At 36.5% G+C, this 13,202-nt stretch carries 8 protein-coding genes and 2 pseudogenes; 8 read left to right on the forward strand and 2 right to left on the reverse strand.

All coding sequences use genetic code 11. The annotated features are described in order from the left end of the window. Positions 1 to 108: 108 nt before the first annotated feature. Together AT575_RS03060 and licT are read left to right on the forward strand one after the other, a co-directional pair. Positions 109 to 1,647: a ClC family H(+)/Cl(-) exchange transporter gene (locus AT575_RS03060; RefSeq protein WP_102777105.1), complete on the forward strand. Its 1,539-nt coding sequence runs from the start codon at positions 109 to 111 to the stop codon at positions 1,645 to 1,647. 82 nt (positions 1,648 to 1,729) lie between these two features. Beyond that, positions 1,730 to 2,572, forward strand: a complete 843-nt coding sequence (gene licT / locus AT575_RS03065; RefSeq protein ID WP_102777106.1) for a BglG family transcription antiterminator LicT — start codon at positions 1,730 to 1,732, stop codon at positions 2,570 to 2,572. Positions 2,573 to 2,861: 289 nt separating this feature from the next. Here the strand turns inward: licT and AT575_RS03070 are convergent, their stop codons facing one another. Next, entirely contained in the window at positions 2,862 to 4,055 is a 1,194-nt protein-coding gene (locus AT575_RS03070) for an IS30 family transposase (protein ID WP_165778637.1), read from the reverse strand. A gap of 352 nt (positions 4,056 to 4,407) precedes the next feature. Between AT575_RS03070 and AT575_RS03075 the strand changes: the two genes are divergently transcribed. Beyond that, the gene (locus AT575_RS03075) at positions 4,408 to 6,321 is read left to right on the forward strand and encodes a beta-glucoside-specific PTS transporter subunit IIABC (protein WP_102777107.1); all 1,914 of its coding nucleotides are present in this window, start codon (positions 4,408 to 4,410) and stop codon (positions 6,319 to 6,321) included. A gap of 32 nt (positions 6,322 to 6,353) precedes the next feature. On the opposite strand, the gene AT575_RS03080 is transcribed toward AT575_RS03075, so the two are convergent. Next, positions 6,354 to 7,277 (reverse strand): AraC family transcriptional regulator, encoded by a 924-nt coding sequence (locus tag AT575_RS03080; RefSeq protein ID WP_102777108.1) that lies wholly within the window; start codon positions 7,275 to 7,277, stop codon positions 6,354 to 6,356. 465 nt (positions 7,278 to 7,742) lie between these two features. On the opposite strand from AT575_RS03080, the gene AT575_RS03085 reads away from it, so the two are divergent. The 5 genes and pseudogenes from AT575_RS03085 (at position 7,743) to AT575_RS03105 (ending at position 13,095) form a co-directional block, all read left to right on the forward strand. Further along, the gene (locus AT575_RS03085) at positions 7,743 to 9,230 is read left to right on the forward strand and encodes a family 1 glycosylhydrolase (RefSeq protein ID WP_102777109.1); all 1,488 of its coding nucleotides are present in this window, start codon (positions 7,743 to 7,745) and stop codon (positions 9,228 to 9,230) included. 123 nt (positions 9,231 to 9,353) lie between these two features. After that, the gene (locus tag AT575_RS03090; protein ID WP_102777110.1) at positions 9,354 to 9,968 is read left to right on the forward strand and encodes an SGNH/GDSL hydrolase family protein; all 615 of its coding nucleotides are present in this window, start codon (positions 9,354 to 9,356) and stop codon (positions 9,966 to 9,968) included. A gap of 60 nt (positions 9,969 to 10,028) precedes the next feature. Further along, positions 10,029 to 10,846, forward strand: a pseudogene (locus tag AT575_RS03095) (Cof-type HAD-IIB family hydrolase). 125 nt (positions 10,847 to 10,971) lie between these two features. Then, a complete protein-coding gene (locus AT575_RS03100) occupies positions 10,972 to 12,447 on the forward strand; it encodes a glycoside hydrolase family 1 protein (protein ID WP_102777111.1) in 1,476 nt (491 codons plus the stop codon). A gap of 25 nt (positions 12,448 to 12,472) precedes the next feature. Beyond that, positions 12,473 to 13,095: pseudogene (locus tag AT575_RS03105) on the forward strand (histidine phosphatase family protein). The last annotated feature ends 107 nt before the right edge of the window (positions 13,096 to 13,202 follow it).

The raw sequence follows: 13,202 nt of genomic DNA on the forward strand, positions 1-13,202 counted from the left end.
ATTTTATGACCCAAAATATGCATGGGTCATTTTTTTATTGCACTAGCATCTTTATTTTTCCTTTGATACAATATAAGTAGTTTTGTAAAAAGAAGAAAGTGAGGACTTATGGAAAATCATAGAAACGAATATACTTTTAGTAATGAATCAATCATCTCCTATGTTTGGCGGGGTGTTCTAGTTGGGATTATTGCTGGTGTTATAGTTAGTTTATTTAGGCTTTTGATTGAGAAGTTATCGCATGTTGTGATGTCTACTTATCAAGCGGCTCATGATAAACCAAGTCTAGTGTTAGCAATTTTTCTTGTTAGTGTCTGCCTTCTTATCTTAATTGGATCTTTAACGGAATCAGAACCTGATATTAAAGGCTCAGGGATTCCTCTGGTTGAGGGGGAATTAAAGGGCTTGTTAGCACCACAGTGGTGGCCTGTTTTGTGGAAAAAGTTCCTGGCGGGTGTTTTAGCTATTTCCATGGGCTTTATGTTAGGACGTGAAGGTCCTTCGATTCAATTAGGGGCTATGTCAGCTAAAGGTATTGCCTCATTCTTAAAATCGAGTCGTTTGGAAAAACGGGTCTTAATTGCAAGTGGTGCAGCAGCTGGTCTTTCAGCTGCTTTTAATGCTCCAATTGCTGGTTTACTTTTTGTTGTTGAAGAGATTTACCATCATTTTTCGCGTTTAGTTTGGATTACAGCTTTAGTGGCTAGTTTAGTAGCTAATTTTATTTCTCTCAATATCTTTGGTCTTAGACCAGTTTTGGCAATGCCTAAAGCTATGCCATTTCTTAGTTTGAATCAGTATTGGTTATTACTCATACTCGGTGCCTTCTTAGGGATTTTAGGTTATTGGTATGAAGTGACTATACTTGCTTTCCCTCGTTATTTGGCGAAAATTGGACGAATATGTCATCTCAGTCCAAAATACTATGCTTTACTTGCTTTAGTTTTGATACTTCCGATTGGTTATTTCTTCCCACAACTCTTGGGTGGCGGTAACGCCTTAATCATTGGTCTTTCTTTGAACCATACGAGTTTACTAGTCGTTTTACTTTATTTTATCTTACGCTTTATTGGCAGTATGGCTTCCTATGGCAGTGGGCTTCCAGGCGGTATCTTTCTTCCTATTTTGACCTTGGGTGCCCTAGCAGGCTTGCTTTTTGGCTTATTTTTCCAAAGTATTGGCCTATTGGATAAGAGTTTTATGCCTTTATTTATCGTTTTAGGTATGGCGGGTTATTTTTCGGCTATTTCAAAAGCTCCGCTGACAGCTATGATTTTGGTTACGGAAATGGTAGGGGATTTGAAACCACTGATGGCCATCGCAGTGGTGACCTTTGTAGCCTATCTCTTGATGGATCTCCTAAAAGGAGCTCCTATCTATGAAGCCATGTTAGAAAAAATGCCAATCATTCCGGCAAAGGAAGTTTTGCAACCGACTTTATTAGAATTAACTGTGAGTGATCGTTTAGCTGGACGCTACGTTCGTGATTTGAAATTGCCAGCCAACGTCTTAATTACCACTCAAATTCATCACCAACAGTCTGAAGTTGTTTCAGGGAATACCTTATTGCATGCTGGAGCAACACTATTTTTAGTTGTCAATGAGTCTGATTTAGGCTATGTCCGGCAATTATTAATGACGGTCTAAAATTCTTCCGTTGAATTGTTGCCAAAGATTTGATAAGATGGTCATTGGGTTTCCTGGAGATTAATGAAGGGTTAAAACAGGCATGAAAATAGATAAAGTCTATAATAATAATGTTGTTCAAATCATTAATGACAATCTTGAAGAAGAAATTGTCATGGGCCGTGGTATCGGTTTTCAGAAAAAGGTCGGTGATGTCATTGATGAAGCAAAGATTGAGAAGCGCTTTGTTTTAAAAGATTCCAATCTTGCCAGTGAATTATCCAGTATATATCAGGAGTTATCACTTGCTGAAATTGAAACGATTTCAGCTATAATTGAACATGGACAAGATGTCTTAGATACTGTCTATGATTTATCGCTTTATGTCTCCTTGGCTGATCATATTCATTATACTCTGGAAAGAGTAGCAGATGGTTTGGTCATTTCCAATCCACTGACCTGGGAAATTCGCAAGTTCTTCCCCAAGGAATTTCAGGTGGGAAGGGATGCTTTGCTGATTATCCAAGAGAAACTTAAGGTTCAACTATCTGAAGACGAAGTTGCTTCTATTGCTTTGCACTTTATCAATGCTCAAAAAGATTCGGGTGCCATTAAAGATGGACAGAAGATGGCAAAGATTGTGACCAGTATTATTGATATTGTTCGTTTTCATTATGGTAGTATCTCTGATCAAGATGCCTTATCATATAATCGGTTTGTCACACACATTCAGTACTTTGCTCAGCGCGTGGTTAATGGGCTTGTTCAAGGCACTAATGATAGTTTTCTGTATGATCAAGTTAGTCTTAATTATCCGGATGCTTTTGCTTGTACAGAAAAGATTAAATCCTATATTGAAGCCACTTATGACTTCCCTATGAGTAAAGATGAACAAGTATATTTGACTATCCATATTCAACGTTTAGAATCTGCAGCTGAAAATTAATTTCAGCTTTTTTTATTTTTCGGTAAATTCCCAAAGTAAGTTCCAGTCTCATCAAACTGGCACTTAGTTTGGGAAAAACGCTTAAAATCAACAGAATTTGGTCCCGAACTAAGTTCTGTTTTTTGTCAATATCGCTAACCAAAGGCTTTCTGACAGTAGATTTTTCAAAATGAGGGCACACTGAAACCACCGACTTCAGAATGTCCCAAAGTAAGTTCTAGTTGTCTGGAATTTCGGATGGGACAAGTCCTTTCTATTTTGGTGGGTTAAACTCTGTTAATGTGAGTGTTTAATGTTTGTGTTTGATGAGTTTCGTCGATTGACAGACGTCCTCTTTTGATATTTTGGAAATGCCGAACAACTGAGCGAATTCCTCGTCGTACATGAAGGTGAAAGTTTCGTAGGCAGATTTCCCGTTCAGAGCAGCTTTCTTAACGCTGTTAACGTGCGAACAGACGAGATTGATGTCTTCCTGAGTGAGATGATTAAAAGAGCTTCCTTTGGGTAGAATATCACGAATCAGCGTGTGATTCTTCTCAATCCTTCCTTTCTGATCCGAGCGATTAGGATCACAGAAAAAGAGCTTAGATTGGCCCCTGACATCAATCTCAATGTCGTCGACTCTAGCGAACTCACCACCGTTATCTGTGAGGATGACAGGGAAAACCTCAAAGAAGTCCTTATTTGCCTCGTAACAGTCCTGTTTGATGGTTTGAATATGTTTAGCGACTTCTGTGGCTGTTTTATCATCCAAAAGTCGTGCAAAGACGAAGTTACAGAAAGAGACATTGAAGGTCAGGAGAATTTTTCCTCCAATCTTCCCGATGACAGTGTCCATTTCTAGCCATGATGTCAAGCTTTGCTTTTGCATATAGGTTTGAAAATCTTGGTAGGAACGTCCTTTCTTGATTCCTTTTGGAATGGGTGGCAGTTCTCTAGTGCGACGTTTTCTGAACTTGACCATACGAGGAAAGTCGATGGGAGAGACGGACATATATCCCTTTTCGACGTAACGGTAGATACTGCTTCGAGAGACAGATAGATCGTTGGAAGCAATGATGTGATTGAGATGTTGCCCCTTCTTAATGGCCTTAGAAACGACCTTATCCATATCATAGAAGGTTTGCTTATTAAGAGCGACCCCTTGACGACTTTCAGACAAGAGCTGTTCGTAATCTTGATGGGCTCTTTTAGCGTAATAGAATTGCTTTTTAAAACCACAATTAACTCGTTTTTTAGGGCAATTATTACAAACGTAAGGTGCTTTTTTAAGTAATGGGCAGGAGTCACAATTGTTTGTGACGGTTGTTTCACGGCTAAAGAGATGCTTACGGACTTCTTTAAAAATGGTAGAGGGGTCCTTCCCACTAGCAGATGCAATCTCACGAAAAGTCTTCTTTTGCTCAATTCCCATTTGAATATCGTTGCGATCTGAGAGAGTAAGATGTTTGTTTTTTATGGTAAAGTACCAAACTTGTCCCATATTAAGTTCTACCTTATTTTTACGTTTTAGACTAACTTCTAGTTTTCCCAGTTAGCTAGAACTTACTTTGGGAATTTACCTTTTTTATTTTTCTTAAAAAAAGCGCTTGCAATTGTAAGTGCTTTCTGATATTATTATTTATATCATTATTAATGGATTGTTACTGGGAAGCAGGCAAAACCTAAATAGATACGAGATAGTAGTCACAGCTCTAGCTGTACTCTTATTTGGTATTTGTTTGGGTTTTTTCTATTTTCTAGAAAACCAAATGATTATATTTTGGCTTATATAAACAGGATACTTATTTGTTAATCTAAGTCAAACTTAATCAGAAATCAGAAAGGAGCCAAAAATGGCTAAAAAAGATTACACTGAGCTAGCAAAAGATATTGTTGCTCACGTTGGTGGAAAAGAAAACATCGCTGGTTTAAAACACTGTGTGACACGTCTTCGTTTTAATTTGAAAGATGAATCAAAAGCAGATGACAACTATTTAAAACAAAGAGATGGTGTTGTTACTGTTATTAAAGCAGGCGGTCAATATCAAGTTGTTATTGGCAATCATGTTCCTGATGTTTACGAAGATGTTCAAAAAGTTGCGGGTATTGCTGGTAGCGGTTCATTAGACATCGACGAAGGTGACGCACCGAAAGGCAATTTATTCGACCGTTTCGTTGATTTAATTTCAGGTATTTTCCAACCTTTCTTAGGTCCTTTGGCTGCGGCCGGTATCGTTAAAGGTGTAGTTGCTATCTTAGCAGCAACTCTTGGTTGGTCTTCTCAAACAAATGCCCTTTATGCTATTTTAGAAGCAGCTGGGGATGGATTCTTCCAGTTCCTACCAATTTTAATTGCCTTCACATCAGCACGTAAATTCAGAATGAATGAGTTTACTGCGGCAGCGATTGCGACAGCTCTCGTTTACCCAACCCTACCAACAACTGTTGGTGTTTTAACAAAGGCACATCTTGCTAATGTTATGGGAATTCCATTCCAATTGCCAAGTTCAGGATCTTATTTATCTACTGTAATGCCAGTTATTCTTGCAATATGGATGGCATCACACATTGAAAAAATCATGAAAAAAATCACACCTGATGTGGTTAAGGTTTTCGTTGTTCCTTTTGTAACTATTTTAATTACTGTACCAGTAACCTTCTTGTTAGTTGGTCCTCTTGCAAACTTTGCATCTGATTTACTTTCAAATGCCTTCACTAGCTTAATGAACTTTAGTCCAGTTTTATATGGCCTCTTACTTGGTGCTTTATGGCAAGTATTGGTTATGTTCGGACTTCACTGGGCGCTTGTTCCATTAGCTATTCTTCAGTTTACGCAAAACCATTGGACAGATATCCTTATGGGAGCAGCTCTACCTAACTTTACGCAAACTGGTGTCCTCTTAGCTATCATACTTAAAACCAAAGAACAAAAAGTTAAATCAGTTGCTATGCCAGCCTTTATTTCATCTATCTTTGGGGTAACAGAACCAGCTATCTACGGTGTTACATTACCAATGAAAACACCATTTTACATTTCTTGTGCTGTTTCTGGTTTAATCGGAGCTGTTCTATCACTATTCAAAATTAAAATGTATGCTTTTGGAGCAATGGGTATCTTCCAATTCCCAGCTTGGGTTTCTCCAACTGACGGTTTGAAACCAATGTGGATTGGTGTTGCACTTATGATCGCAGCAATTGTTATTTCATTTGTTATTCAAATGATGGTTCCAGTTCCTTACCTTTACGGTGGTCCACAAGCAGAAGTTGCTGAAGAAGAAGTCAAAGAAGTTGCACCTTTAAAAGAAATTAACCAAGAAATTATTGCTAGTCCACTAAGTGGAGAAGTTGTTCCCTTAAATCAAGTACCTGATGAAGTATTTGCTTCAGGTGCTATGGGTAAAGGAATTGCTATTAACCCAAGTGAGGGGGCTGTTTATGCACCAACAAATGCAACAGTTACCTTAGTTTTTGCAACTAAACATGCGATTGGTCTCCAAACTGAAAATGGCGCTGAACTTTTGATCCACGTTGGTATGGATACTGTTTCACTTGAAGGTAAAGGTTTCAATGCCTTAGTTAGTGTCGGTGATAATGTTGTCGCAGGTCAAAAATTACTTGAATTTGACATGGATGCCATTAAAGTAGCAGGTCTACCTGTCATCACACCAATTATCGTAACGAATACTGGCGCTTATGAAGATATTTTAGTCAGTCAAGAAGAAAAAATTACTCAAGGTGATTATCTTTTAACAACAGTTAAAGCATAAAAAATGAAGACCTCATTTGAATGAGGTCTTTTTTAGTGAATTTTTGGTGGATTGATAAGTGTTCGACTTTCTTTAGGTTTGGTATATTTTTTGCGATATTGACTAGGTGTTAGGACGTAGTAGCGCTTAAATTGACGATTGAAATTTGAAAGATTATTAAATCCAATTTCGTTGGCAATCTCTAGGACTGGTCGGTTGGAATTGATTAAGAGTTCACAGGCTTTACTTAAGCGTACTTGGATGACAAATTCTGTACATGAAGTACCTGTATGTTGCTTGAAGACGGTCATGAAGTGAGTTTTACTATAACCAATATAATTTGCTAAAAAGTCAATGCTCAGATTCTGTTGATAGTTATTATTGATATAATCAATTAACTGACGAATCTTCTCGTTTTTGCGGTAGGTATCATCTGTATTTTTTCGAACAACATAACGATAGTAGTAAAGCAAGTACATGAATTCATGTAACTTAGATTTTAAAAGCATTTCAAAATGCCGATCTTCGTTTTTGGCAATCGAAAATATGGCAAACAAGCAACTTTTAATTTCGTCATAACCTGGCATATGGGGCTTGATACAATAAACAAATTTATTAATGCTATTTTGTAAAGGTTGCAGGTAACGGAGACTAACTTGATCGACAACAGAAGAACCAATCATATCCAAATGGAACTGAAAAGTATCCGTGACGTGTTTATTTTGTCCAATAGGATGAATGGAGTGCATGCCATTTGGTCTAACTAAAATAATATCGCCAGATTGACTATTGAAAAAATCATAGTCAATGTGGTAGCGAGCTGTTCCTTCATAAACATAAGTGACTTCTAACTCTGGATGCCAGTGAAACAAAATATCAGGTCGTCCGTTTTTCACTTCATTGTGGAAAAAGCGGTAGGGTAATAAATGTCTTTGTTGTTCGTTTTGATGACGATCTTGTAATCTAGTGATGACCACTTTTTTCTCCTATCTTCCAATTCATATAATAGTATTATATCAAATAAGACAATATAAATCCTTTAAAAAAATATTATAGAACTATAAATTTTTTCAACTAAATTAATATTTATTAAAGGTCTTAATAATGCGTTTTTTGGACTATACCAATTTTAAGTGAAGAAATATATCTTTAACGAAGTTAAATTGTCAAAAAACAATAATATTAAAAGAAATACATATGTCATAGTATAGTATTAGTAATTCAAATAATAGTGTTAGCTTTTAGCCTTCATTATCACTTATACTAAATTTATTGGAAATGAAAAATATTTTTCGAAAACACGTGGATAAAATCTCCTTCTGCGTGTTTTTTCTTTGTCTTTATTTTTAGAGAGGATAGTATCATTATTTAGGACAATAATGCAAGATTTTAATAAATAGAAAGATTATACTATAAGAAGAATAATGAAAGAGGTTTCAATAATGACAAAAATTCAATTTCCAGAAAACTTCCTTTGGGGTGGTGCAATTGCAGCAAACCAAGCAGAAGGAGCTTATAATGAGGGTGGTAGAGGTCTAGTTCAAACAGACGTGACAACTGGTGGTTCTGTTAATACACCTCGCTTTGCAACATACATTGATAAAGATGGTAAAGCAGGAAAATTAGCCTCAATGGGTCATACAGCAAAATTACCAGATGGTGCAAATTTTGCTGTTTTAGAAGATGAATATTACCCAAACCATGAGGCTGTTGATTTTTATCACCGGTATAAAGAAGATATTAAACTGTTCGCTGAAATGGGTTATTCTATCTTCCGCCTATCAATTTCTTGGGCTCGTATTTTTCCAACTGGTACAGAGACAGAACCTAACCAAGAAGGTTTAGATTTTTACCGTTCCGTCTTTGAAGAATGTCTTAAATACAATATTGAACCATTGGTTTCAATTTGGCACTTTGATACACCACTAGCTTTAGAAGAAAAATTTGGTGGTTGGACAAATCGTCAATTGATTGATTTCTATGTTAAATATGCGGAAACAATCTTTAATGAATATAATGGTCTGGTTAAATACTGGTTGACCTTTAACGAAATCAACAATACTGTTATGTTCCTCGATATGTTTGGTGCTTCAGCAACAGATGCTGATTATCAAGATGCATACCAACATTTACATCATCAGTTTGTAGCTTCTGCAAAAGCTGTTGAAATCGGACATAAAATCAACCCTGATTATAAAATCGGTAATATGATCTGTGGGATTACTTTCTATCCAGCAACTTGTGATCCAGCAGATATTATTGCGACAGAACACAAATGGCAACAAGGCATCTATTACTGTGGTGATGTGCAAGCCAAAGGAGCTTATGGACCTTATGCTAAACGTCTATGGCAGGAACATGGAGTTACTGTTGAAATGGCAGAAGATGATTTAGACATCTTAGCAAAAGGTAAAGTTGATTTCTATACTTTCTCTTACTATATGTCAAACAATGTGACTACTCATGAAGTTACTGATAAGGTTTCAGGAAATTTCTCTGCTGGAGCTCGTAATCCTTACTTGGAATATTCAGATTGGGGATGGGCACAAGATCCAACAGGATTGCAATACTATCTTGAAAAAATCTATGACCGTTATGAGATTCCACTCATGGTTGTTGAAAATGGTTTGGGTGCTTTTGATACTGTTGAAGAAGATGGCTCTATTCACGATGGCTACCGTATTGACTATCACCGTTCACATATTAAAGCTATGTCAGATGCTATCGCTAATGGTGTTGACTTAATTGCTTATACAACTTGGGGTTGTATTGATATTGTTTCAGCGGGTACAGGTGAAATGCGTAAACGTTATGGTTTCATTTATGTTGATAAAGATGACCAAGGCAATGGAAGTTTTGATCGTACTCCAAAAGATTCCTTCTATTGGTATAAAAAAGTCATTTCATCAAATGGCAAAGATTTAGATTAAGAGATAAATCACTAGATCCTAAAGTTTATTGGTGTAAAACGTTTACATGTCATAAGACTCTCTTATTTCTGTAGCTTAGTATTTCTTTTTGATATACTAGAATTATAGATTAAGGGGGTTTATATGCTGGAAACTGTTTCAGAAGAATTATTAGCTTATCAGATGGATCGTTTAGATTCTTATATAACTCTAAATAAATCTGTTGAGCCAGGTGGATTTGTTTTTGTTGGGGATTCTATTATTGAATTTTTTCCTTTAAAGAAATATTTGGGGCGAGAGCATCCCATCCATAATCGTGGGATTGCCGGAACTGATAGCAAATGGTTGTTAGAACATCTTGATCATCAAATAAGTGATTTAAAAGCTGGAAAAGTTTTTATATTAGTTGGTACCAACGATATTGGTTTGGGAGCATCTATCGAAGAGATAAAGAGCAATTTATTAGAGATTGTGACTCGATTAAAGAGGAGTAGTCCTATTACGAGCATCCATCTCATGTCTGTTTTGCCGGTATCCAATTTAGACCAATATAAACAAACCGTCAAAGTAAGAAATAATCAGCTAATTGATGCGTTAAATAAAGCCATTCAAGAAATTCCTGATGTGACTTACATTGATTTGGTTTCTCCTTTAAAAAATTCTGAAAACGCCTTGAACCCATCTTTGACAAAGGATGGTCTCCATTTAAATTTAAGTGGCTATGAAAAAATAGCTACGATTATTGCTACATATTTATAATAGTTTTTGATAGTTGTGAAATGGGGTGATTATGTGACGATTAAAATGATTGCTAGTGACATGGATGGTACATTTTTAAATGACAAAGGGTCTTATGATCGGGAGAAATTTCTGACGATTTTGGACCGTTTGGACCAAGAAGATATTCATTTCGTTGTAGCTAGCGGTAATAATATGGAGAGGCTCAATTTAATTTTTAAAGGACTTACAGATCGTATGTCTTTTGTAGCGGAAAATGGAGCCCATATTGTTGAAGAGGGTAGAACCTTGAAACGCCATATTCTCAATAAAAATGATGTTGCCTTATTTTTAGAATATTTTGCTGATAAAATGATTCCTTATGGTATTGTTTTGTCTGGTCAATATTGCTCTTACATGCATAAAGATGCTAAGTTGCCAGAGGGTTTTGCGATTGAACCTGATCAACTAGAGCAATTTTTTGCCAATATTGAAAGAATAGAAGATTTTTCTAATATTAGTAATCAAGATATTTTTAAAATTTCAATGATGGTGCCAATGGATGAGTGCGACCAGGTGATGATTGATTTTAATCAAAGCTTTAAAGGAAATTTAACGGCCATTACCAGTGGTTTTGGTTCTGTTGATATTATTCAAACTGGTATCCATAAGGCTGGGGTCTTCAATTATTAATGGACACGTATGATGTTACAGACGATCAATTGATGGCCTTTGGCGATGGTGGAAATGATATTGAGATGCTCCAATTAGCACATTATTCATATGCTATGGAGAATGCGCCAGCAATTGTCAAAGAAGCCGCGAAATTCATTGCCCCTCATCATAAAGAAGAAGGTGTCCTTCAAGTATTAGAAGCCTTTTTAGCGAAAGCAAGTCCGGAAATGGATGGTCAAGACTGAGTTTATGGCTCAGTCTTTTTCTGTATGGAAATCAGAGGATAGTATTAGAAATTAAGAGTATGGGACAAGAAATCGATTACAAAATGTGATAATCTTATCATAAGACTAATTTAAGGAGTTTAGAAATGACAAAACAATTTCCTAAAGATTTTCTCTGGGGTGGCGCTACAGCTGCTAACCAATATGAGGGTGGTTGGAATGAAGGTGGACGGGGTCCAGCAACTTCTGATACAGCGCGTGCAGTTGCACCAGAGGATCGTAAATCAATGGGTGGTGAATTCACTAGTCCAATGACTCGTGAAAAGTTAGATTTTGCTCTCAATGATAAAGAAGGTCTTTACCCAAAACGTTGGGGGTCAGATTTTTACCATCGTTATAAAGAAGATATTGCATTGATGGCTGAAATGGGCTTCAAAACTTTCCGTATGTCTATCGCTTGGTCTCGCATTTTCCCTAAAGGTGATGAAGTAGAACCAAATGAAGAAGGTCTTGCTTTCTATGATGCAGTTTTTGATGAACTAAATAAATATGGGATCGAACCTCTTGTTACCCTATCTCACTATGAGTTTCCGATTCATTTAGTGACTGAATATGGTGGTTGGAAAAACCGTAAAGTCATTGATTTCTTTGTTCACTATGCAGAAACTGTTTTCAAACGTTATAAGGGCAAAGTTAAATATTGGTTGACTTTCAATGAAATCAATATCCTTGGAATGACTGGTTATCTTTCAGGTGGTCTTTTGTTTGAAGATGGCAAGCTAAACTTACAAGAAATGTATCAAGCCGTCCATCACCAGTTCCTGGCATCAAGTTTAGCTACTAAAGCTGCGCATGAAATCGATTCAGACAATAAAGTGGGAATGATGTTGGCTAGAATGGAAGCATATCCTGCAACTTGCCACCCAGATGATATCATGCAATCTATTCATAAAGACCATGAAAATCTATTTTTCTCAGATGTTCAAATCCGTGGAAAATACCCATCATATATTAAGCGTTTCTTTAAAGAAAATAATATTGAGATAGTTATGGAGGAAGGCGACGAAGCTATTTTACGTGACTATCCAGTAGAATTCATGAGTTTCTCTTACTACATGTCATCGGTGACACGTCATCCAAAAAATCAAACAAATGAACAAAAAACAGGTGGAAATCTTATTTTAGGTGAAGCTAATCCTTACCTGGAAGCATCTGATTGGGGTTGGCAAATTGACCCTGTTGGACTTCGTGTAACCTTAAATAAACTTTATGATCGCTACCAAGTTCCATTGTTTATTGTTGAAAATGGATTAGGTGCCTTAGACAAATTGGAAGAAGACGGCAGCGTTCATGATTCATATCGTATTGATTATTTAGAAAAACATATCCAACAAATGTATGAAGCCATTGAAGATGGGGTTGAACTGATGGGATATACTATGTGGGGCTGTATTGATTTAGTTTCAGCTTCAACTTCAGAAATGTCTAAACGTTACGGATTTGTTTATGTTGATGCGGATGACCAAGGAAATGGAAGTTTTGATCGTTATAAGAAAGATTCCTTCTATTGGTTTAAAGAAGTCATCGAAAACCAAGGGGCAAATATTCTTTCTGAGGGTTAATTTTTTAATGAAAAGGTTGACTAATATGAATAAAATATTTTATTTAATGCGTCATGGACAAACCTTATTCAATGTTCAAGGTCGTATTCAAGGGGCTTGTGATTCCCCATTAACTGAGCTTGGAATTGAGCAAGCTAAAGCTGCGCGTGCTCATTTTGAAGAAGAAAAGATCACTTTTGATCACATTTATTCCTCTACCAAGAACGGGCTTGCGATACTGCTGAAATAGCTAGTGGACGTACGGATTTAATTCGTTTAAAGGGCTTGAAAGAATGGAATTTTGGTGCTTTTGAAGCTCATCAAGAGTATCTTAATCCAGAATTACATAAAGAAGATGGTTCTGGCTATCGTGACTACTTTGTAGCTTATGGTGGTGAATCCAATACGCAAGTCTATGAGCGCATGTATAAAACCATAAAGGAAGTTTTAGACAGTGAAAAAGAAGAAGAAGTGTCCCTTTTTGTCAGTCATGGCGCTTCGATTACGCAATTTTACCGTCATATGACTGAAGAAGCACCAATATTAAAAAAACGCATGTCCAATTGTGGGGTTTTAAAAATCGCTTATGATGGCGAAAAAATGCAAGTTATATCCGTCTATAATCCCATGGACAAAGAATATGTATTTGATCGGAAAAGGATGGAATAACCAAAAAACAAATGAACGCTTTTAATACGCTTGCCCCAGTCTTCTTTATGTTGATTTTGGCTATCTAGCTCGCCACTTTGAATGGATAAAACCCCAAGATAAAAATG

The organism is Streptococcus penaeicida, from assembly GCF_002887775.1.
GTDB classification, from domain to species: Bacteria; Bacillota; Bacilli; order Lactobacillales; family Streptococcaceae; genus Streptococcus; species Streptococcus penaeicida.